The sequence below is a fragment of the Deinococcus aquiradiocola genome (assembly GCF_014646915.1).
Classification (GTDB): domain Bacteria; phylum Deinococcota; class Deinococci; order Deinococcales; family Deinococcaceae; genus Deinococcus; species Deinococcus aquiradiocola.
On record NZ_BMOE01000002.1, the window covers coordinates 226,419 to 248,474 of the forward strand.

The 22,056-nt window shown below is 71.4% G+C and carries 17 protein-coding genes; 5 read left to right on the forward strand and 12 right to left on the reverse strand.

Translation table 11 applies throughout. From position 1 onward, the window contains the following. The first annotated feature begins 69 nt into the window (after positions 1–69). On the forward strand, positions 70–1,785 hold the full coding sequence (locus IEY33_RS04870) for a bifunctional metallophosphatase/5'-nucleotidase (RefSeq protein WP_188961145.1): 1,716 nt from the start codon (positions 70–72) through the stop codon (positions 1,783–1,785). Positions 1,786–2,201: 416 nt separating this feature from the next. After that, on the forward strand, positions 2,202–2,798 hold the full coding sequence (locus IEY33_RS04875; RefSeq protein ID WP_188961146.1) for a DUF1990 family protein: 597 nt from the start codon (positions 2,202–2,204) through the stop codon (positions 2,796–2,798). A 70-nt stretch (positions 2,799–2,868) separates the two neighbouring features. On the opposite strand, the gene IEY33_RS04880 is transcribed toward IEY33_RS04875, so the two are convergent. The 4 genes from IEY33_RS04880 to IEY33_RS04895 form a co-directional block, all read right to left on the reverse strand. After that, the gene (locus tag IEY33_RS04880; protein ID WP_188961147.1) at positions 2,869–4,959 is read right to left on the reverse strand and encodes a S8 family serine peptidase; all 2,091 of its coding nucleotides are present in this window, start codon (positions 4,957–4,959) and stop codon (positions 2,869–2,871) included. Positions 4,960–5,009: 50 nt separating this feature from the next. Then, positions 5,010–7,061: an Ig-like domain-containing protein gene (locus IEY33_RS04885; RefSeq protein WP_188961148.1), complete on the reverse strand. Its 2,052-nt coding sequence runs from the start codon at positions 7,059–7,061 to the stop codon at positions 5,010–5,012. A gap of 469 nt (positions 7,062–7,530) precedes the next feature. Beyond that, complete coding sequence (locus IEY33_RS04890; RefSeq protein WP_229670777.1) at positions 7,531–8,706, reverse strand: serine hydrolase; 1,176 nt, start codon at positions 8,704–8,706, stop codon at positions 7,531–7,533. A gap of 49 nt (positions 8,707–8,755) precedes the next feature. Beyond that, complete coding sequence (locus IEY33_RS04895) at positions 8,756–9,493, reverse strand: TetR/AcrR family transcriptional regulator (RefSeq protein ID WP_188961149.1); 738 nt, start codon at positions 9,491–9,493, stop codon at positions 8,756–8,758. A 111-nt stretch (positions 9,494–9,604) separates the two neighbouring features. Here IEY33_RS04895 and IEY33_RS04900 point away from each other — a divergent pair, with 111 nt between their 5' ends. Continuing rightward, entirely contained in the window at positions 9,605–10,465 is an 861-nt protein-coding gene (locus IEY33_RS04900) for an NmrA family NAD(P)-binding protein (protein ID WP_188961150.1), read from the forward strand. 27 nt (positions 10,466–10,492) lie between these two features. On the opposite strand, the gene IEY33_RS04905 is transcribed toward IEY33_RS04900, so the two are convergent. The 5 genes from IEY33_RS04905 to IEY33_RS04925 form a co-directional block, all read right to left on the reverse strand. Then, on the reverse strand, positions 10,493–10,729 hold the full coding sequence (locus IEY33_RS04905; RefSeq protein ID WP_188961151.1) for a hypothetical protein: 237 nt from the start codon (positions 10,727–10,729) through the stop codon (positions 10,493–10,495). A gap of 73 nt (positions 10,730–10,802) precedes the next feature. Next, the gene (locus IEY33_RS04910) at positions 10,803–12,377 is read right to left on the reverse strand and encodes an MFS transporter (protein WP_188961152.1); all 1,575 of its coding nucleotides are present in this window, start codon (positions 12,375–12,377) and stop codon (positions 10,803–10,805) included. A 42-nt stretch (positions 12,378–12,419) separates the two neighbouring features. Continuing rightward, positions 12,420–13,538, reverse strand: a complete 1,119-nt coding sequence (locus IEY33_RS04915; protein ID WP_188961153.1) for a sensor histidine kinase — start codon at positions 13,536–13,538, stop codon at positions 12,420–12,422. A 16-nt stretch (positions 13,539–13,554) separates the two neighbouring features. After that, complete coding sequence (locus tag IEY33_RS04920) at positions 13,555–14,229, reverse strand: winged helix-turn-helix domain-containing protein (RefSeq protein ID WP_188961154.1); 675 nt, start codon at positions 14,227–14,229, stop codon at positions 13,555–13,557. Positions 14,230–14,296: 67 nt separating this feature from the next. Then, a complete protein-coding gene (locus IEY33_RS04925) occupies positions 14,297–14,905 on the reverse strand; it encodes a DUF305 domain-containing protein (protein WP_188961155.1) in 609 nt (202 codons plus the stop codon). A gap of 122 nt (positions 14,906–15,027) precedes the next feature. Here IEY33_RS04925 and IEY33_RS04930 point away from each other — a divergent pair, with 122 nt between their 5' ends. Both IEY33_RS04930 and IEY33_RS04935 read left to right on the forward strand, forming a co-directional pair. Beyond that, positions 15,028–15,840 carry an SDR family oxidoreductase gene (locus IEY33_RS04930; protein WP_188961156.1) on the forward strand — a complete coding sequence of 271 codons (813 nt, stop codon included), beginning with the start codon at positions 15,028–15,030 and terminating at the stop codon, positions 15,838–15,840. A 150-nt stretch (positions 15,841–15,990) separates the two neighbouring features. Next, a complete protein-coding gene (locus IEY33_RS04935; RefSeq protein ID WP_229670778.1) occupies positions 15,991–17,103 on the forward strand; it encodes an NAD(P)-binding domain-containing protein in 1,113 nt (370 codons plus the stop codon). Between the two features lie 15 nt (positions 17,104–17,118). Here IEY33_RS04935 and IEY33_RS04940 read toward each other — a convergent pair whose 3' ends face one another. The 3 genes from IEY33_RS04940 to IEY33_RS04950 all read right to left on the reverse strand — a co-directional run bounded on the left by IEY33_RS04940 (position 17,119) and on the right by IEY33_RS04950 (position 21,987). After that, complete coding sequence (locus IEY33_RS04940; protein WP_188961157.1) at positions 17,119–19,578, reverse strand: heavy metal translocating P-type ATPase; 2,460 nt, start codon at positions 19,576–19,578, stop codon at positions 17,119–17,121. 160 nt (positions 19,579–19,738) lie between these two features. Next, positions 19,739–21,232, reverse strand: coding sequence for a gluconokinase (locus IEY33_RS04945; protein WP_188961158.1), 1,494 nt, complete (start codon positions 21,230–21,232; stop codon positions 19,739–19,741). Then, positions 21,229–21,987 carry an SDR family oxidoreductase gene (locus IEY33_RS04950; protein WP_188961159.1) on the reverse strand — a complete coding sequence of 253 codons (759 nt, stop codon included), beginning with the start codon at positions 21,985–21,987 and terminating at the stop codon, positions 21,229–21,231. Before IEY33_RS04950 ends, IEY33_RS04945 begins: the two co-directional genes overlap by 4 nt. Between the last annotated feature and the right edge of the window lie 69 nt (positions 21,988–22,056).

The window sequence follows — 22,056 nt, forward strand, 5'->3', positions numbered from 1 at the left end:
GCACCCGAAAGCAGAAATGTCAGGAGAACACATTTTCATGACATGCAGCCCGCAAGATGAGCGTTGCGTATGAACAAATCCCTGCTCTTCCTCACGCTCGCGCTCGGCCTCTCCAGCTGCAACCTCCTCGACGCGGGCAAACCCGCCGTGCAGGACGTGGTCGTGCTCGGCCTCAACGACTTCCACGGCAACCTCGAAGCGACCGGCTTCGCGGGCATCAAGGTCCCCGACCCCAAAGACGCCACCAAGACCATCAACCTGCCCGCCGGCGGCGCCGAGATCATCGGCGGTTACGTCGACAGCGTCCGTACCACCAACCCCAACACGCTCTTCGTGGGCGGCGGCGACCTGATCGGCGCGTCCCCCGTCACCAGCAGCCTGCTGCGCGACGAGCCGAGCGTCATCGCGCTCAGCAAGATCGGCATGAAGGCCAGCGCGCTCGGCAACCACGAGTTCGACCAGGGCCTCAAGGAACTGCTGCGCATGCAGAACGGCGGCTGCGACAGCAACGACACCACCAAGGCCTGCAAGTTCGACGCGAACTACCCCGGCGCGAGCTTCAAGTGGCTCGGCGCGAACGTCGTCGACAAGACGACCGGCACCCCCGTCTTCAAACCCTACGACATCGAGACGACCGCCAGCGGCGCCAAGGTCGCCTTCGTCGGCGCGGTCCTCAAGGGCACGCCCGACATCGTCACCCCGGACGGCGTGAAAACCCTGACCTTCCTCGACGAAGCGAGCAGCATCAACAAGTACATCCCCGAGATCAAGGCGCAGAACGTCGACGCGATCATCGTGCTGATCCACCAGGGCGGCACCGCCAGCGACACCTACGACAAGACCGGCTGCAACACCCTCACCGGCCCCATCGTGGACATCGCCGCCGCCGTCGACCCGGCCGTCACCGCCATCATCAGCGGCCACACGCACCAGGGCTACAACTGCGTCGTGAACGGCCGCACCGTCATCCAGGGCGACTTCTACGGCCACCTGCTGCAGCGCCTCGACCTCAAGCTCGACACGAAGGCCCACAAGGTCCTCGAAGTCAAGGCCGCGAACGTCGTCATGGACACCCGCAGCATCGCCAAGAACGCCGACATGACCGCCCTGGTCGCCAAGGCCAAGAGCCTCACCGACGCCGTGAAACTCCAGCCGGTCGCGCCGATCGCCGCGGCCAGCATCAGCCGCACGCAGAACGCCGCCGGTGAAAGCGCCCTCGGCGACGTCATCGCCGACAGCCAGCTCGCCGCGACGAGCGACGCCGCGCACGGCTCCGCGCAGATCGCGTTCATGAACCCCGGCGGCATCCGCGCCGACCTGATCGCCAGCCTGCCCGGCAACACGGTCAGCTTCGGCGACGTGTACGCCGTCCAGCCGTTCGGGAACACCCTGACCGTCATGACGCTCACCGGCGCGCAGATCAAGACGCTGCTCGAACAGCAGTGGACGAACCTCGCCAGCCCCCGCATCCTGCAGGTCAGCAAGGGCTTCACGTACACCTACACCCCCACGTACGCCGCGGACGGCAAGACGCTTACCGCCGTCAGCGTCGATCCCGCCAGCATCAAGCTGAACGGCGCGACGCTCGACCCGGCCGCGCAGTACCGCGTCACGGCGAACAACTTCGTCGCGGCGGGCGGCGACAGCTTCGTGATCTTCAAGAGCGGCACGAACGTCCTGCAGCAGCCGAACCTCGTGGACGTCGACGCGTTCGCCGCGTACCTCAAGGCGAACAGCAGCACCCCCGTCGCCGCGCCGGTCCTCAACCGCATCATCAGGAACTGAGGGAAACGTGCAGGGCCGTCCCGCCGCGCCACCAGCGCGGCCCGGGACGGCTCTGCTTCACTGTCTCCAGAACCCCGGGACGGCCCGTCCCGGCCACCCTGCGCGCAGAACACGTCCGGGAATACCGTCCCAGACGGTATTGTTTCGACTTCCTCACAGGAAGGCCAGGAAGGGGCCTCCAGGCGCTGCCGAGGGGTACAGGAGGGGGGAAATGCCGGAGGGCGGCAGGTGAAACGCGCGGCCCGGCTGCTTATTGATACTAATGTGAATTAGTGCGAAACAGAATCCCAGCGACCGCGCACCGGTTCGGGAGGTCGGCCTACGGAATCGGTGAAGGTCGGCGGAACGTGTGCGGCCCACGGGCGCTTATGGTGAGGCATGACCTCCCACCCCTTCGTCTACCTCCGGCGAGCCTCGTGAACCCGCGGGGCGTGATGGCGCTCACCGTGCTGGGTCTCGGGTACGGCACCGGTGTACTGCGACTGCCCGTGCACGGCTGGCGACCGACCACGACGGAGGACGGCATCGGTCCCCTCACGGTCAGGCACTACTGGCTGGACGTCAGTGGAATGCCGCTCTCCCGAGCAGAGACGGTGCAGACGGCGCTTCAGTCGCTGCCCGACCTGTTCCCGCCGGCACTGGCGGTCTTCCGGCGCGTCCGGCCTGGCCCGGAAGCGACCCGGCCGGGGGACCTGTTCACCGTCCTGATGTCCGGCGTGAGGCGCGGCCGGGTCCGGGTGGCCGAGGTGACCCCCGAGCATTTCGTGCTGCAGACGCTGCGGCAGCATTCCGAGTCCGGCACGCTCGAGTTCCGGGTGGACCCGCTGCCGGACGGGGACCGGCTGTCCGTCGTGTCGCGTATGCGGTCGAGCAGCTGGTTCGACCGGGCCGCGTACCTGACCGGGGTGGGGATCGTGCAGCGCATGACCTGGGAGACGGGCCTGCGGCGCGTCCAGGCGCGCGTCGGCGGACGGAAGATGGCGCACGGGACGAGCACGCAGGAATGGCCGTGAACCCTGCCGCATGACCGGCAGCAGGAACCGGCCGCTCCCTCTGCAGGGGCGGCCGGTTCAGGGCATTTGCTCAGTTCTTGGCGAGCTTCAGCTGGTACTTGTTGAACGGGCTGTTGTCGTCGCCGCCACTGGCGATGGTGTAGCTCGACACGAGCAGGTAGTACGTGCCCGCAGCCGGGAGGGTGAAGCTGACTTCGGAGTCCGAGTCGATGCGGGGCGTGCCGCGGTCGTCGTTCTCGGTGAGGACGGTGGTGCCGTCCGGTCCGATGAGGTACAGGTACGAGTCGAGCGACCCGCCGATCTCGCCGGCCGCGAGGACGTTCGCGGTGATCTTGTCGCCTGCGGCGCCCGTGAACTTGAAGTAGTCGTTGTCCTGCGGTCTGCCGAAGATGTACGCGGTGGACGTCGTCTGACCGTAGGTGATGGTCTTGGCGTCGGCGGGCGTGTCGTTCGGCTCGTAGGGGTCGGCGGGGTTCAGGTCGGGCGAGCTGGCGGTCAGCACGATGTTCTTGCGGTCGGGGCTGGTCGCGGTGCTGCCGGACGTCGCGGTGAGCGTCCCGACGTACGTGCCGCGGTCCTCAGGGAGGCCGCCCGTGACGCTGAGGTCCGCTCCGGCCACGTACAGGTCGTACGTGCCGGGCGCGATCTCCGCGAAGTTGCCCTGGCCGGTCGCGTCGGTGGTCGTCATGTACTGCGGGGTGGGGTCGTCGGTGGCGCCCGCGCGGTAGCCCTGCCCGCGCAGGATCACGTCGGCGAGGATGCCGGGGTGCGTGCCGGTCCCGTCGATGTACTTGACGTTCACGCTGACGTTCGCGCCCCTGGCGGGCAGGGTGTCGCAGGTCTTGAAGGTCGCGGCGAGCTTCCCGGCGTCCAGCAGGCCCCAGCCGGTGTCGCGGTCGAATCCGGCGGCGTTCGAGCCGATGCTGCCGTTCGCGGTCGTTTCCAGCATGCGGCGCACCTGGTACGGGGTGGCGTTCGGGCACTTCTGCAGCGCGAGGGCCGCCATGCCGGCCGTGTGCGGGCTGGAGAAGGACGTGCCGGAGATCAGCTGGCGGCCGCCGCCGAGCCAGGTGGGGAGGGCCAGCATGTTGTCCTGGCCGGGCGCGGAGCTGCTGATGTGACGGCCGGTGGTGGAGAAGGTCGTCTTGCGGTTGCTGGCGTCGAGCGCGCCGGAGGCGATCACGCCGGGCAGCGCGGCCGGGTACTGGAACTCGTCGTGGTACGAGTTGCCCATGCTGGCCACGACGACCGTGCCGTTCGACATGGCGTAGTCGAAGGCGTCCTTGACGGCCCCGAAGGACGTACCGCCGCCCCAGGAGTTGTTGAGGACGCGGGCGCCGTTGTTGGTGGCCCACACCGCGCCGCGGGCGATGTAGAAGCTGGAGTAGAACTCGTTCTCCGTCTTGTGGGCGGGGTTGATGACGACCGGCATGAACTTCGCGTCCGGCGCGACGCCCACGATGCCCTTGCCGTCCTTGGGCGACACGATGCTGGACGCGACGGCCGTGCCGTGCTCGGCGTACGGGCTGCTGTACGCGGCGACGTACTCGGCGGGGTCGGTATACACCTTGTCGAGGAAGGGGTCGTAGGCCTTGCCGGTCCAGTTGGGGTTCAGGTCGGGGTGGGAGACGTCGCCGGGATCGTCGAGCACCGCGACGAGGACGCCCTTGCCGGTCACGCCGGCGTCCCAGGCGGCCTTGGCGTTCATGTGGCGCGGGTCGAGGGAGTACTGGGGGAGTTCGTCGAAGATCTGGTCGGCGCTGGCCGCCTGCGCGGTGAGGCTGGCGGTGCCGACGCCGGGGGTGGGCGTCTCGCCGGTCACGACGCTGTTCGGCAGGGCGTAGCGCAGGCCCGCCTGTTTCATGGCGGTGCCGGACACCTTGAGGGCGTCACCGGTGACGCGGACGAGGGCCACGCGAATCTCGGGGATGGTGGCGACGACGACGCCGTTCACCTTCGAGACGGCGTTCTGCAGGGACGCCTGGTCGGTGTACCCGACCACCAGTTCGTTCTGGACGTACTTCAGGGCGCCGCTGCTGACGACGGTGCTGCTCGCCTGGGGGGCGGTGAGGGCGGGGGTGCTGGTCGTCTGCTGGCCGCAGGCGGCGAGCAGCGCGGTGATGGCGATGACGCCGATGGTGTGGGTGGTGATCTTCCGCATCGTTGCTCCTCTCACGGTGCTGTGGGGTTCCCGGGTCCGTCGGTCGCGGCTCACTGCGCGCCCGTGATGAAGTCGTAGTTCTGGTTGACGGCGCGCGTGGCGGGGATCGGTCCGACGGTGCTGTCGGGCCAGGTGTACACCGAGTACGCGGAGACGCGGTTCCCTTCGCTGGGCGCGTACTTGTACGCGATGCCGGAGTACATCTGCCACTGGTAGGGCCGCTGGGGCTGCAGGGGCGCGCCGAACACGTTGAGCGGCAGGGACACGGTGTGGGCCGCCGCGTCGATGGGCGCGAGGTTCGGCTTGGCGGGGACGTACACGCCGGCCGTGTCGGTCAGGATGCTGCCGGCGCTGGCGGGCTTGCCGATCAGGGAGCCGCTCGAGATGAACACGAGGGCGTTGCCGGCGCTGACCTTGTTGCCGGTGTCGCCGGTGCCTTCCTCGACGCGGATGAGGGCGTTCGCGGCGTTGCCGGGCAGGTTCGGGCCGCTGAGGTTGAAGGTGTCGCGCAGCTGCAGGTTGTACCCGGCGCCGTCCGCGCCGATGGCGAGCTGGTTCGAGCTGATCTGGAAGGTGGGGGTGAGGCTCACGCCGGTGCTTTCGTTGGCGGGCGACACGAGGAGGGGCGCGAACTGCGCGAGCGGCGTGGTCTGCGTGGTGTTGCTGCTGGCCGTGTTGCTGCCGCGCGCCGTGACGCGGTACGTGAAGGTCTTGCCGACCGCGAGGTCGCTGCTGTTGTCGCGGTAGTAGAAGGGACGGCTCGCCTGGTTGGTGGCGGAGCAGCTGGCGCTGGCGCCGCCGCCGACCGTGCCGACCTTGGTGAACGTGGTGCCGTCGGCGCTGCGTTCGATGTCGAACGCGAAGGGTTTCGCGGTGGCGGCGGTGTTGGTGTAGCACCAGCGGAGTTCCACGAAGAGGCCCGTGCCGGGCGCGGCGGCGTTCGGGGTGGGGTTGGCGGCGTCACCGCCGGGCGCGACGTAGGGGGTCGTCCAGGCGCCCTCCTGCTTGAGCGTGAACGCGGTCGCGGCGGCCATGGTGGGCGCGACGACGGTGTTCTGCGCGGTGCTGGAGGTGTTGATGAGCGTGACCGGGACGATGTAGCGCGAGTAGTTGTAGTTGAAGTCCACCGCGACGACTTCCAGGTACAGGGGATCGCCTGCTGCGCTGCCGAACCCGTTGATGAAGTTCGGGAAGGCGGCGTTGGGGAGGTTCACGGCGCCGGAGGACGACACGGCGGCTTCGACGGGCGGCGCGAAGTTCCAGTTGTTGGCGGTCGCGGCTCCGGTGACGGAGGACGAGCCGGGCGTCCGGCCGATCTGGGCGTACATGACGCGGACCGGGCCGAGGTGGTTGGAGTCGCTGGCGGTCTTCACGGCGAAGTCCACGGCGTTCGTGAAGGTCGCGCCGCTCAGGGGCGTGGTGCCGTCCGCGCGGGTCAGGACGAGTTTCGCGCCGTCGGTGCTGGCGGACGTGTCGAAGGCGGGCCGCTGGATGAGGCGCACGGGGGCCGTGCCGGTCCCGATGACGAGGCCGTACAGGTCGCTGCCGCCGTACCCGGCCTTGCGGGCCTTGAGGTCGTACGTGCCGGGCGCGAGGTTCGCGACGGTGAAGGACCCGTCCGCGCCGGTCGTGACGGTGTCGACGGGCGTGCCGCCGGACGTGATGGTGACGGTGCTGCCGGCGAGGGGCGCGCCGATGTTCTGGTCGACGATGGTGCCCTGGATGGCGCCCGTCCCGGTGGGGATGGCGACGCTGACGCTGTCGCTGCCGGAGCCTTTGTTTCCGGCGGCGTCGTAGGCGGTGGCGGTGTAGGTGTGGCTGCCGTTGCCGCTGCGGGTGACGGGCACGCTCAGTTCGTAGGGCGCCGTGGCGTCCTCGCCGAGTTTGGTGGTCCCTTCGTAGAATTCGACCTTGGTGACGCCGGTGTCGTCCGTGGCGGCGGCCGTCAGGGTGACGTTTCCGGCGGCCGTGACGGATTTCGGTGCGGCCGTGAGGGTCACGGTGGGCGCGGTGGTGTCGGTGGGGGTGGAGGCGGAGTTGCAGCCTGCCAGCAGTGCGCCGAGCAGGAGGGCTGAACCGATCGCGTAGGGTTTCAGGACCATGGGACGATGACTCCTTGTGAGAATAGGACGGGAAGTCCACGCCTGTGCGGTGTGGCTCTGCCGGAACGCTCTTTCCTGCGTGAATATGGCGACCTCTCCCCTCCAGGTCGGTATTTCGTGAAGTGAATGATAGGCGGCTACGAAAGATTCACAATGAAGACCAGGTCACTTTTTGGTGTCGATATTCAACCGTTCCTTTAGCCAATCATCATCAATGCGGCCGCGCCAGGATGTGGCGTACCGGCACAAACTGACGACATGATCACAATTGATTCAAATAAGGATTGTAGATACGCCAAATTGAAAAAAAGACGCCAACTTTCTTTACGCGTGAAAGAACCGGTCGGATCACGTGCGACTCTCCCGCTCAGGCGGCATACGCTGGCCTGCATAATCATTCGTTCAGCAGCGCAACGAATTCGGGCAGCCGAACGAAAGTGCTGCCCGCTCCTCACCGCCCAGCGAACGGTCAGGGGCCACGCTGAAGGTTCAGCAGGTTCCGCTCGATCCACTGCACGACCGGCCGGATCTGACGCTCCATCTCCAGGGAGTCACGCGTGTCGCTCCCGTCGTTCAGGTACGTGTACCCGAACACCCGGCCGTCCCGCGTCTCGACCTCCCCTGTCAGCGTCACGACGCGCCAGCCGGATCCGGCCTTCGCACCCCAGTACCGGGACGCGAGGTTCGGCGTCACCGGGCGGCAGCAGCCGGACGACAGCATGTCCCGGAACGCCGATCTCGTCGCGGGAGCGAGCATCCGGCCCGACATCGTCCCCACCATCAGGTCCGTGTACGCCCGCGCGGTGCTGGTGTTCTGGATGTACACCTCCAGGTCCGGCGTGTATGCCGGACCGTGAAAGGAGACGTCGAGTGCGCGCTCCACGTCCGGACCCGTCACCGCCCGCGACGCCGCGATGAGGGCTGCCGCCGTCCCGAGCCGAGCCTCGAACGGCTGGCCTGCGTACCCGCGCGCACCGGCAGCCGTGTCGCCCGTCAGGACCTGCGGCGCGAGCCCCGCCTGCGCGCCCCACCAGGCCTTGGTGGTGAGCAGCACGGTGGTGCAGGCACTCCTCGCCCGCACGATCCGTGCGAGCCGCTCCGGGCCGTACGCCAGGTGCAGGATGTCGCTGGCGGTGTTGTCACTCAGGATGATGGCGCGCCGCGCCAGCTTCAGCAGGGTGTTCGTGCCGGGCGGGTAGCTCTCGATGCTGCGGTTCTCGGCCGTCGTCGTGAAGGGTGTCCCGAGCGTGAAGCGTCCCGCGTCCACGTCCTGCAGGACGCCCTGCACCACCAGCGGCTTGAAGCTGCTCGCCAGGGGATGCACGGCGTCCGGATCGCCGAGCGTCACGGCCCGCACGGCCTTCAGGGTGACGGGATCGTACTCCGCGGCGTAGAAGCTCACGCGGCCCGTCACGCCGGACGGCAGCGGAACGGCGCTCACCGTGGACGGCACGCTTGCCCCCGACCCGCAGCGCAGGGCAGGCTCTGGCGCGGGTGGCACCGGGGGCAGCGTCGGGGCGGGGCCAGCCGGGGGCGACGAGTCCGGGAGGACCGGCGTGGACGGCGGCAGGGCGGGCAGGGCCTGCGCGGTCACGGGCGCGCCGCAGAGCAGCAGGGACAGCAGGGCCGTCCGCAGGCGGCTCACCGGGACCCCCTGCTGCTCAGGTGCCGGATGGCAGGGCCGGGCGGTCGCCTCACGAGGGCTCCGTCCCGGTGGTCGGGTGCCCGGACCGCGCGATCCGGTCGAGCAGTTCAGCCATCAGGTGCCGTTCGCCGGGCGTCAGGACCGCGATGTCCGGGAGGCAGGAACGCAGCTGGACGGCCACCGGACCGACTCCGGAGGGTGGGCCGGGCACGGCGGCCGAGATGCCCGCGAGCGCCGTCTCACGGGCCAGCCGCGACAGTGCAGGGTCGCGCTCCGCGGGGGGAAGCGACAGCAGCGTCAGGATCAGGCCCCGGCAGGCCGAGTGGTACAGCACCGCCGCGTGTTGCACCGGGACGCTCAGCCGTCCGGTCCGGGCCAGCTGCTGCAGTTTGAGATTCAGGCTGGCCCATCCGGCATCCCGGTCCGGCTCCTCCTGTGGATCGCCCGCCATGAGGGCGTACACGGCGGGGTGCGTCAGGCCGAACTGGACCTGCAGGTCCCACCCGGCGCGGAGCTGGTCGAGCGGGTCGAGGTGCACGGGCAGGCGCTCCTTCTCAGCCATGAATGCCGCGTAGCCGTGCGAGGCGACGGCCGAGAGCAGGCCGCGTTTGTCGCCGAACAGGCGGTAGAGGGCCGGGGCCTGGACGCCGGCGGCCACCGCCACGGCGCGCGTGGTGAGGGCGTCGCGGCCCTCGGCGCCGAGCAGCCGGACGGCCGCGTCGAGAATCCGGGCGCGCGTGGCGTCCTGCGGGCCCTGGGGAGCGTCTGGGGGTGGCGCTGGAGACATCGCCCTGACTATAGGGGGTTTCGTCGGTGACCAGATCGGCGCGTTATCAGTGATAACTTAATTCTGTTACCATTGATAAGAACAGCCTCGACGCCGTTCAGGGAGCAGACCATGATCGTGATCACCGGCGCCACCGGCACCCTCGGCAGCAAAACCATTCAGGCTCTCCTCACGCGCTTCCCCGCCGCGCAACTCGCTGTCAGCGTGCGCGACCCGGAACGCGCCGGGAACCTCCTGACCCTCGGCGTGCGCGCCCGGCAGGCGGACTTCAGCGACCCGGACGCGCTGCGGCACGCGTTCGAAGGCGCGTCCCAGGTGCTGCTGGTGTCGTCCGGAGTGCTGGGCGAGGCTGGCGTGCAGCTGCACCGGAACGTTGCCGAGGCGGCCCGGGACGCCGGAGCGCGGCGCGTCGTGTACACCAGCCACATGGCCGCCTCGCCGCAGTCCCACTTTCCGCCGATGTGGACGCACGCCGCGACCGAAGCCATGCTCGCACAGACCGGACTGGCCTTCACCGCCCTCCGGAACGGGTTCTACGCGAGCAGCGCCCTGCAGCTGATGGGAAACGCCGCGCAGTCCGGCGTGATCGCCGCGCCGCAGGACGGACCCGTCTCGTGGACCACGCACGACGACCTCGCGCTCGCGGCCGCCACCGTCCTCACGGACGAGGGCCGCTACGACGGCCCCACCCCACCCCTGGTGGCCGACGAGGCGCTCACCCTCGAACAGCTCGGCGAACTTTTCGGCCGCCTCACCGGGCACCCCGTCCGCCGCGAAATCATCCCGGAGGCAGACCACCGGCAGGTCCTCCAGGCGCGCGGCCTGCCCGCTGACCGCGTCGAGACCGTGATGGGACTCTACGCGGCCGCCGCACGGCAGGAGTTTCTCAGCCGCGACCGAACGCTCGGCACGCTCCTCGGCCGCGCACCGACGACCATGCGGGCAGTCCTGCAGGCCATGCTGGGCCGTTGAGAACAGGGCCTCCGCTCGAACGCAGCTTCAGCGGCGGAACAGCCCGCCGAGCCGCTTGAGCAGCGGAGCGGGGGGCGTCGTCTCGTGTCCGCTGAGGGTCGTCCGGCCCGGCAGGTCCTGAGGCACCGGCTCCGGGCTGGGGCCGTGACGGCCCACGACGACGTTCGGGCGGACCTGCTCGTCCGCGAGGGCGAGCTCCTCCTCCGGGAGTTCGTCGTCCCAGTCGTACACGTGCTTCGGGGCCGGGCGGTGGGGTTCGTTCATGCGTGCCTCCAGGCGACGGGCGCTGAAGGTCAGGGTACGCCAGGGGGTCTGACGGAGTTCTTGCAGCGTCCGGTCAGGCGGGCGGGGCAGTGCCGTCCGGTCCGGACCGCTGCCCCCGCCGGGCGGGATACGCGAGGAATCCGGCGAGGGCCGCGAGGACGCTGAGCGCCGCGCACCACAGGCTGACGCGCCGGAACCCGGCCACGAAGGCCTGCCGGACGTCCAGTTTCAGCGCGGCACGGGTGGCGGGCGGGAGGGACGCGGGCGGCGTGACCTGGGCGAGCCGGTCCGCCTGCGCGAGCATGGCGGCCGTCACGGCGGGCGGCAGGTGACGCGCCCCCACCCGCGCTTTGAGGTCGGCGCGGAACCCGCCGAGCATCACGAGGCCGAGCGCGGCGACGGCCAGCAGGCCGCCCGTGCGGGACACGGCGTTGTTCACCCCGGACGCCGTCCCGCCCTGCCGGTCGTCCACACTGCCGAGCACGGCACTCACGAGCGGCGCCACCGTGACGGCCAGCCCCAGTCCGAGCAGCGTGACGGGCAGCAGGAAGGTCCGGACGTACCCGCCGCCCACACCGGGCACCGCGAAGGCGAGGAACGCCGCCGCGCAGACGGACGGGCCGAGCGTGAGCGGCACGCGCGGCCCGACCCGCGCGCCCCACGCGCCCGCGAAGCGCGACAGCAGCGTGAGCAGCAGCGCGAGCGGGACGAGGGCCGCGCCCGCCCCGGCCGGCGAGTACCCCTGCACGCCGATCAGGTTCAGCGGCAGGAAGAACGTGGCCGCGCCGAGCGCCCCGTACAGCAGCAGGGTCAGCAGGTTCGTGCCGCGGAAGGCTGCGCTGCGGAACAACGGCAGCGGCAGCATCGGCGCGGGCGTGCGCGCCTCCCACAGCACGAACGCCAGCAGCAGCAAGGCCCCCAGTGCCCCGAGCAGCAGGACCGGCAGGCCAGCCCCCGGCGCGCTGCGGCCCGCCTGGATGAGCGCGAAGGTGACGCTGCCCAGCCCGAGCGTCACGAGCACCGATCCCCACACGTCCGGACGCGCGGCCGTCTGCGGGCGGTCGTCCGGCACGCCGCGCAGGCACCAGAGGGTCAGCAGGGCGAGCGGCACGTTGATCAGGAACGCCCAGCGCCACGACAGCGCGCCCACCAGCACCCCGCCCAGCACCGGGCCGAGGAGGTTCGTGGCGGAGGTCGCGGCGGACCACACGCCCACCGCCCGCCCGCGCCCCGCGTCGTCGAAAGCCGAGCCGATCATGGCGAGACTTCCCGGGATGAGCAGCGCGCCGCCCGCGCCCTGCAGGACGCGCGCCGCGATCAGCACGCCGAGCGTCGGGGCGAGGCCGCACAGCAGCGACGCGAGCGCGAACACCAGCACGCCCAGCCCGAACACGCGCCGCCGCCCGAACGCGTCCCCCAGCGCGCCGCCCGTCAGGATCAGGGACGCGAGCATCAGCATGTACGCGTTCACGACCCACTGACTGCCCGCCACGCCCGACCCGAACGCGGCCTGCACGGCATTCAGGGCGACGTTCACGATCGACCCGTCGATGAAGGCCATGCTGGACCCGAGCACGGTCGCGGCGACCGTCCAGCGTTGCAGGGCCGTCCAGGGTGCGGCAGTCGGAGCGGGATCGTCCTGTGGCATGGGGCCTCCCTGTGCAGGTACGGCCAGTGTACGTCGGAACCGTCAGGTGATCGCTGGCGGGGTGGCGTCCGCGTCTGCAGGCAGCGTGAGCGTGAAGGTGCTGCCGTCCGGGGGAAAGGAGGTGACGGTCACGTCGCCCCGCATGGCCCGCGCGAGACCGCGCGCAATGGTGAGGCCCACACCGCTCCCGCCGCCACCTGCCGGGCGGGACCGGGAGCGGTCCGTACGGTAGAAGCGTTCGAACACCCGCCGCTGATCCTCCGGCATTACGCCCGGCCCGGTGTCCTGCACCCGGAAGGCCACGCCCCCCGGCACGGGGGCGGCTGTCACGGTGACGGTCCCACCGGGAGGGGTGTACTTCAGGGCGTTGCCGATCAGGTTGGCGAGCACCTGCGCGACGCGTTCCGGGTCCGCGTGAACGGCGAGGCCGTGCGGCGCAGGCCTCACGTGCAGCGCCAGGTGACGTTCGGAGGCCAGCGGACCAAAACGGTCCAGCGCGCCGAGCAGCAGGTCCGGTACGGGAACAGTGCAGGAGCGCAGGTCGACGGTACCTGCCTCGACCCGCGACACGAGCGCCAGATCGTCCGTGAGGCGCTCCATGGCGCGCGTCTCGCGCAGGACGGCTGCCGACGCGTGCGCGGGCGGCATCACGCCGTCCTGCAGCGCCTCCGCGTACCCCTGCAGCGCCGTGAGTGGCGTGCGCAGTTCGTGCGCGACGTTCGTGATGAGTTCTACCCGCGATGCCTCCACGTCCGCGAGGCTGCGCGCCATGCGGTTGAAGTTGCGGGCCAGGGCCGTCAGTTCGTCCTGTCCGTCCTCCGGGAGCCTGCGGCGGTAATCGCCCTCCGCGATCGCGAGACTGCCCTCGCTGAGGCTCTGCACGGCCCGCACCACACGCCTCGCCGCCACGTACGCGGCGAGGAAGGCGACGCACATCGCGATGCCGGACGCGATCAGCAGGGCGCTCGTGAGGGTGGTGCGCATGCCCCGGCTCAGGTCGTCGCGCAGTGAGCGGCCCACCGGGCCGATCAGGCGCTCCATCTCCTGCACGTGATGCTGGATCAGGGTGGGGGCCAGCACCTCTGCCAGCACCAGCAGGGCCGCCACGGTCAGGACGACCACCAGCGCGTGCGACAGGAACAGCCGGACGAGCAGCTTCATGCGTCGGTGTCTCCCGTCACGGCGTGCCTGGATCGCGGAACCGGTATCCGTGGCCGCGCACCGTCTCGATGAAGGTCGGCGCCTCCGGGTCGTCGCCCAGCTTGCGGCGCAGCACCTGGATGTTCACGTCTACCACACGTTCCGTACCGCCGAACCCGGCCCCCCACACGCGCTCCAGCAGGCGCTCACGGCTGAACGCGACGCCCGGGTGACGGGCCAGCGTGAGCAGCAGCTCGAACTCGGTGCGGCTGAACGGCACAGCCGTCCCGGCAAGCGTGACGGTGCGGGCCTGCGCACCGATCACAAGGTCGCCGAGCGTAATGACGTCTCGTACGTTCGCGCGGCGCAGCAGGGCCTCCACCCGCGCCAGCACCTCGCGCGGACTGAAGGGCTTGACGACGTAATCGTCCGCGCCGTCCTTCAGTCCGCGCACACGGTCGTCCTCGTCGCCGCGCGCCGTGAGCAGCAGCAGCGGCAGGGCCGGGTACTGCAGGCGTGCGCGGCGGATGAGGTCCACGCCGCTCTGGCCGGGCAGCATCCAGTCCACGACGACCACGTCCACGGTCCCCAAATGACGTTCGGCGTCCATGCCGTCGCCGGACACGACGACTTCATGCCCGTCCCTGCCGAGGTATGCGTTCAGGATCTCCAGCACGGCCGGATCGTCATCCACCACCATCACTCTCGCCATGCCCCTCCCGGACTTCACCGGCCCCCACCGGGCCGGGCCGCTGCCTTCATGATGCACTTCATCGACGTCAGCGGTTCAGCACCCACGACCGGTACAGGTACATCTCGCCAGCCTGGGCCACCACGATGTCCCGGGCGAGCTTCAGGACGCGAGGGTCACCGCTGCGCTCCAGGGCGACGCGGGCCATGTCGATGGCAGACGCGTGGTGCGGCAGCATGCTGCGAACGAAAGCTTCGTCCGCGTCGTGGGCCTGCCCCACCTCGGCGACCATGTCGTGCATGGACGCCATGATGCTGGCCGCCATGGCGCGGTCCGGGCCGCCCAGGGGACGCAACAGGGCCGTCATGGTACCGATCTCTGACTGCTGCGTGCGGATGACAGCGTTCGCCCATGCACGCACCTGGGTGTCCCGGGTGCGTTTGAGTACGGCGCGCGCCATGTCGAGGGCAGCCTGATGGTGCGGGACCATCATGCTCAGGAACGCCCGGTCGAAGGCCCGGCCGTTCAGGCGCGACAGGGTCGGCCCTGCCGCCGTCATGCCGGACGGCCCGGCAGCGGAGACGGCGTGACCGCCCGGATGCGCTCCGGGCTGGCCGGGCTGCGCGAGCGCCGCGCCAGTCAGGCAGGAGGTCGTGAGGAGGAGGCGAACTGCGGCATGACGGAACGTGTTGGTCATGCGGCCCAGGGTAGGCGGTACGTGTCTGAATCGTGTAAACGGACCTGCGCGCGGGTGTAAGGTGGGACCGGCCACGGTCACAGGCAGCGGCGCGCAGCGTGAGGCCGGGGCGAGGAGGAAGGATGCCGAACACGATCTTCATCACGGGCGCCTCGACGGGACTGGGGCACGCCACGGCCCTGCTGTTCGCGCAGCGCGGCTGGAACGTCATCGCGACCATGCGCGACCCGGCGGCCGCCCCGGACCTCGCCGCGCACGCACAGGTCACGGTCCTGCCGCTCGACGTCACGAAGCCGGAGCAGGTGCAGGACGCGGCGCGGCGCGCCCTGGAGCTGGAGGACGTGGACGTGCTGTTCAACAACGCCGGGTACGGCCTCGCCGGGCCGTTCGAGGGTGCCAGCGACGAGCAGCTCGTCCGGCAGCTCGACACCAACCTGCTCGGCGTGATGCGCGTCACGCAGGCCTTCCTGCCGCACTTCCGGACGCGCGGGGCAGGCGTGATCGTCACGACGACCAGCATCGGCGGACTGGTGACGTTCCCGTTCAACTCGGTGTACCACGCGACCAAATGGGCGCTCGAAGGCTGGAGCGAGAGCCTCGCCTTCGAGCTGAAGCCCTTCGGGGTGCGCGTGAAGACGGTCGCGCCGGGCGGCATCCGCACGGATTTCGCGGGCCGGTCCATCGTGGTCACGCAGCACGACGCGTACGCGGACGCGCTCGGGAAGACGATGGCGGCCTTCTCGAAGCCCGAACGTCAGGGGCTCGGGTCGAGCGCCGAGCAGATCGCGGAGATCGTGTGGGAGGCCGTCACGGACGGCGAGGACCGCGTGCGGTACGTGGCGGGCCGGGACGCGCAGGCGACGTACGCGCAGCGTGAACAGGTGGGCGCCGAGACGTTCCGTAAGGGCGTCGCGCAGGCGTTCCTGGGCGAGTGAGCCGCGGGCAGACGCTCCCTCGGTCCTCCTTCCGGGCGGAGCGGGCGTCCCGGCGTGACGGGCGGCAGAGGTGAGTCCACTTTGGGTGCCGGATGCGGGGAGGCCCCGCCTGCCTGACCTGTCCGGGTCCGGGCCGCAGGAGTTCCGCCGGTGACGACTCTCCCCTCCCCGTCCCCCGCCGGGACCGGTCTGGCCGTGCAGGTGGACGTCGCCGTGATCGGCGCGGGGCAGGCGGGCCTGTCCGCCGGGTACCACCTGCAGCGGCGCGGTCTGACGCCGGGGCGCGGATACGTGATCCTCGACGCCTCTCCCGGTCCCGGCGGGGCGTGGAGGGAGCGCTGGCCGAGCCTGACGCTCAATACCGTGAACCGCGTCCATGACCTGCCGGGCCTGCCGTTCACGGACGTGGTCGGCACGCAGGCGGGGGAAGTGCAGGCGTCGCTGGCCGTGCCGGCGTACTTCGCCGAGTACGAGCAGCGCTACCGGCTGCCGGTGTACCGGCCGGTCCGGGTGGCGCTCGTCACGCCGCACGGCGCCCGGCTGCGCGTCGAGGCGGACCGGGTGACGCTGTCCGCGCGCGGCATCATCAACGCGACCGGCACCTGGGACGCGCCGTACATCCCGCCGTACCCGGGCGCGGAACGCTTCCGGGGCCGGACGCTGCACACCCGCGACTACCGTACCGCGCAGGCGTTCGCGGGACAGCACGTCGTCGTGATCGGGGGCGGCATCTCCGCCGTGCAGCTGCTCGACGAGATCTCACGCGTCACGGACACCACCTGGGTCACGCGGACGCCGCCCGTCTTCCGGGACGGTCCCTTTGGCGAGGAGGCCGGGCGGGCCGCCGTGCGGCTGGTGGAGGACCGCGTGCGGGCGGGCCTCCCGCCGAACTCGGTGGTGTCCGTGACGGGCCTTCCCGTGACGCCCGCCGTGCAGGCCATGCGGGCGCGCGGCGTGCTGCGGCGTCAGGAGATGTTCAGCGAGATCACCGAGGACGGCGTGCGCTGGCCGGACGGGCGGACCCTGCGGGCGGACGTGCTGCTGTGGTGCACGGGCTTCCGGAGTGCCCTGGATCACCTGGCACCGCTGATGCTGCGCGGCGAGGACGGCGGGATCGTGATGACGGGCCGCCTCGCGACGCAGGCTGCGCGGGACCCGCGCGTGCACCTGGTGGGGTACGGGCCGTCCGCGTCCACCATCGGTGCGAACCGGGCGGGAGCGGCAGCGGCAGCGGAACTGCTCGAATTCCTGAAGCGGCCGTGACGTGCGGGCGGCGCTTCAGGCGGCGGGGACGGGCGGCCGGAAGGTGCGCAGGCGCAGGGCGTTGCCGAGCACGAGGACGCTGGAGAGGCCCATCGCGGTCGCCGCGAGGACCGGGCTGAGGCGCCACCCGAACGCGGGCGTGAGCGCGCCGGCCGCGACGGGAATGAGCAGGACGTTGTACGCGAAGGCCCAGAAGAGGTTCGTGCGGATGTTGGCGAGGGTGCTGCGGCTGAGCGCGACGGCGTTCGGGACGCCGCGCAGGTCGCCGCTCATCAGGATGACGTCGGCGGTCTCCACGGCGACGTCCGTGCCGGTCCCGATGGCGACGCCGACGTCGGCCTGCGCGAGGGCGGGCGCGTCATTGATGCCGTCGCCGACGAACGCGACGCGTCTCCCCTGCGCCTGCAGGGCGGCGACGGCGGCACTCTTGCCGTCCGGCAGCACCCCGGCGAGCACAGTGTCGATGCCGAGCTGACGCGCGACGGCGTTCGCGGTGCCCGCGTGGTCGCCGGTGATCATGGCGACCTGAAGGCCGCGCGCGTGCAGGGCCTGCACGGCAGCGGCACTGCCGGGCCGGACGGGGTCGGCGACGGCGATCACGGCGGCGAGGTGTCCGTCCACGGCGGCGTACAGCGGGGTGCGGCCCAGGTCGGCGAGGCGCGCGGCAGCGTCCGCGAGCGGCGCGGTGTCGAGGCCCAGGCGCGTCATGAGGTGCCCCGCGCCGACCTGTACGTCGTGCCCGTCCACGCGGGCGCTCAGGCCGAAGCCGGGCATGGCCTGCACGTCCCCCGGCTGCGGGAGGGTGAGGCCCTCGGCGGCGGCGGCGTTCACGATGGCACGGCCGACCGGGTGTTCGCTCCGCGTCTCGGCCGCCGCGACGAGCGCGAGCACGCGGGCGCGGTCGAAGCCGGGCCGGACGTCGAAGTCCGTGAGGGTGGGGCGGCCCTCGGTGAGGGTGCCGGTCTTGTCGAGCGCGACGACCTGCACGCCCTGCAGGGCCTCCAGTGCGGCGCCGCTGCGGAACAGCACGCCGAGTTCGGCGGCGCGGCCCGTGCCGACCATGACGCTGACAGGCGTGGCGAGCCCCATCGCGCAGGGGCACGCGATGATCAGGACGGCGACCGTGTCGATCAGCGCGGTCTGGAAGGCGCCTGGACCGCCGAACAGCATCCACGCCAGGAAGGTGACGGCGGCGACAGCCAGCACGACCGGCACGAATACCCGCACCACGGCGTCCGCGAGGCCCTGGATGGGTGGTTTGCTGCCCTGCGCGCGTTCCACCATCCGGATGATCTGCGCGAGGGCCGTGTCCTGCCCGACCCGCGTGACGCGGAACCGGAAGGTGCCCGTCCCGTTGACGGTGCCGCCCACCACGGCCGCACCCACGGTCTTCTCGGCGGGGACGCTCTCGCCGGTCAGCATGCTCTCGTCCACGAAGCTGTGGCCGTCCAGCAGTACGCCGTCCAGCGGGATCTTCTCGCCGGGGCGCACGGTGATCACGTCGCCGGGCGTCACGTCGTCCACCGGCACCTCGGTTTCCGTTCCGGCGCGCAGGACGCGGGCCGTGCGGACCTGCAGGCCGAGGAGGCTCTTCATGGCGTCGCCGGAGCGGCCCTTCGCGAGCGCTTCGAGGTACTTGCCGAGCAGCACCAGCGTGATCACCACGGCGCTCGCCTCGAAGTACACGTGCGCGGTGCCCGCCTGGAAGAAGCCGGGGGCGAGCGTGACGAGAACGCTGTAAGCGAACGCGGCGGTCGTGCCGATCATGACGAGGGTGTTCATGTCGGGCGAACGGTGCCGCAGGGCCGCCCAGCCCTGCCGGTAGAAGCGCCGTCCGGGGCCGAACTGGACCGGCACGGCGAGCGCCAGCATCAGGACGTTCAGGCCCGCGCCGAGGTGCGCCGTGAGCCACATCTCGGCGGGCATGAACAGCATGGGCAGCATCGCGAGCAGCAGGAGCGGCACGGCGAACACGGCGCTGAACGTGACGGCGCGGCGCTGGTCGTGCAGGTCGCGTTCGTGCGCCTCGCGCTCGACGTCGGTGGGGTCCTCGCCCGCCCGCGCTTCGGGGACGGCGTAGCCGCTGTCCCGCACGGCGGCGCGCAGCAGGGCGGGCGTGACGGCGGCGGGCAGGTACGTGACGGTGGCGCGTTCGGTGGCGAGGTTCACGCTGGCCGTGAGGACGCCGTCCAGGCGCGTCAGGGCGCGTTCGACGCGGTTCACGCAGTTCGCGCAGGTCATGCCCTGCACGGGAAATTCGGCGGCGCCGGTCACGGGCTCGTACCCGGTCTCGCGCACGCGGTCCAGGAGGGCCTGGGGGGTGGTGAGGGCCGGATCGTAGTGGACGGTGGCGCGTTCCGTCGCGAGGTTCACGGCGACGTCCAGGGTGCCTTCCGTCTTCCTGAGTCCGCGTTCGACGCGCCCCACGCAGTTCGCGCACGTCATGCCCTGCACTCCGACCTCCAGCGTCTTCATTCCATTCGCTCCTATCCCCCCCAGGGGGGTACAGAAGCATGATAGACGCGCGTCTGCAGGCACACAAGAACCTGCGCACCTTCAGGGAACGGTGAAGGTGCGCCGCACGGCACGGATTTGGCCGGGAGGAGGCCGCCCCCCTCCTGGGGAGGGTACGGGATCAGCCGTTCAGGCGGGCGTTCAGGGCCGTCCAGCGGCCACGGGCGTCCCTCAGGGCGTCCGTGCGGGCCGGGTCGGGCCGGATGACGCTCGCCCCGGCGGCCGCGGCGCGCACGGCGGCCAGCGTATCCGGGCCGTGCCCGAGCAGGGCCGCGCCGATGGCGGACGCGTCCGGCGCGCCCTGCGAACGGACGGGCGTGCCGAGCGTGTCGGCGAGCAAGGCATTCCAGACGGGCGCGCGCGCGAGCCCCCCGGTGGCGGACACGGTCCCCTCCCCTGCCGGGGGGTCGCCCTGGCGGATCAGGTCGTGCACGGCCGCGAGGCTGAACGCCACGGCTTCCAGCGCCGCGCGCGCCACGTGGGCGCGGGTGTGGCCCAGGCGCAGGCCGTGCACGGTGGCCGTCAGGTCCGCCCGCCAGGACGGGCTGCGTTCGCCGGTCAGGTAAGGGAGCAGCGTCACGCCGTCCGCGCCGGGCGGAGTACGCTCCGCGTCGCTCAGCAGCTGCCGGAAGCCGTCCCGGGGGGCGAGGTCCGTGTACCACTGGCCGCGCACCCAGTCGACGAGCAGGCCGCCGTTGTTGATGGCGCCGCCCGCGAGATGCGTGTCCGCGTCCAGGCGGTACGTCCACGTGCGGGCCAGCGGGTCGAGCACGGGGCGCGCGGTGAGCCGCCGGGCCGCGCCGCTCGTGCCGACCGTGAGGACCGTCTCGCCCGGCCCGGCGCCGCTGCCGAGGTTGGCGAGCGCGCCGTCGCTGCTGCCCGCCAGGACCGGCACGCCGCGCCACGCGCCCGCCCGGACCGTGCCGACCGGCGACGCTGCGCCGAGGATGGGCGGCAGGAGGTCGGCCGTCACGCCGAGCGCGGCGAGCAGGTCGTCGTCCCAGGCACCGGCGCGCAGGTTCATCAGGCCGGTGGTGGACGCGAGGCCGACGCTGGTGCCCCACGCGCCCGTCAGGTCGTGCAGCACGAGGTCCGTGAGCGACACGGCGAGCGCCGCACGGCCCAGCAGGGCAGGGTCGTGCCGCGCGAGCCACCACAGGCGGGCCGGGTGGTACGGCGTCTGGACCGGGCAGCCGGTACGCAGGTAGGCGGCCTGCGGGTCGAGGGCCGCGCGCAGGTCCGGCAGGGTCGCGGCAGGCCGGGTGTCCGCCCAGGTGAGGGCCGGGGCGAGCGGCGTTCCGGCGCGGTCCACGAGGACGAGGCTGTGCATGGCGGCGCTCGGCACCACGGCCCGCACGCGCCGGGCGGGCAGGTCGGCCTGCAGTCGCGCCAGCGCCTCGCGCGCGGCCCGCACGACGGCCGCGGGGTCCTGCGTGGCCTCCCCGGCGTCGCCCGCCGTGTGCCGCGACACCCCGAGCGGGTAGCCCACCTCGTGCCGCGACACCACGCGCGCCGAGGCGTCCAGGGCGAGCGCCTTGACGGAGGTGGTGCCCAGGTCCAGGCCGACCACGAGGGCCTGGCCGGTTGTGTGGTTCCGGGCGGGCGCGTCCGTCAAAGCACCGCCAGCATCCCGCCGTCCACGTAGATCACCTGACCGTTCACGAAGCTGGACGCGTCCGACGCGAGGAACACGGCCGCGCCCGCGAGTTCGCGCGGGTGGCCCCAGCGACCGGCGGGCGTGCGGGCCCTGACCCAGCCGCTGAACTGTTCGTCCTGGACGAGAGGTGCAGTCATGTCAGTCTCAAAATACCCCGGCCCGATGCCGTTCACCTGGATGTTGTGTTCGGCCCACTCAGCGCACATGGCTTTCACGAGCATCTTCAGGCCGCCCTTGCTGGCGGTGTAGGGGCCGGTGGTGCGGCGGCCGAGTTCGCTCATCAGGGACAGCGTGCAGATGATCTTGCCGTGCCCCTGCGCGATCATGCCGGGCGCAGCGGCGCGGGAGACGAGCATCGCGGAGGTGAGGTTGTTGCGCAGCACCTCGTCCCAGGTGTCGAGGGTGACGTCGGTGAGCGGCACGCGGCGCTGGATGCCGGCGTTGTTGACGAGGATGTCGAGCGGGCCGTCCTGCAGGAGTGCCTGCATGCCGGTGTTCACGGCGGCCTCGTCGGTCACGTCAAAGGGGGCGGGGCGGGCCTCGTGGCCTTCGGCCTGGAGGGTCTGCACGGCTGCCCTGACCTTGCCGGGGTCGCGGCCGTTGATGAGGACGGCCGCGCCGTGGCGGGCGAGGCCGCGGGCGAGTTCCAGGCCGATGCCGCCGCTGCTGCCGGTGACGAGGGCGCGGCGGCCGCCGAGGTCGAAGAGCGTCACTCTCGGCCGCCCGGGTGGGGGCGGGCGGGGCGGGGCGGGCGGGCAACCGGGCGTCGGGGTGCGGTCATG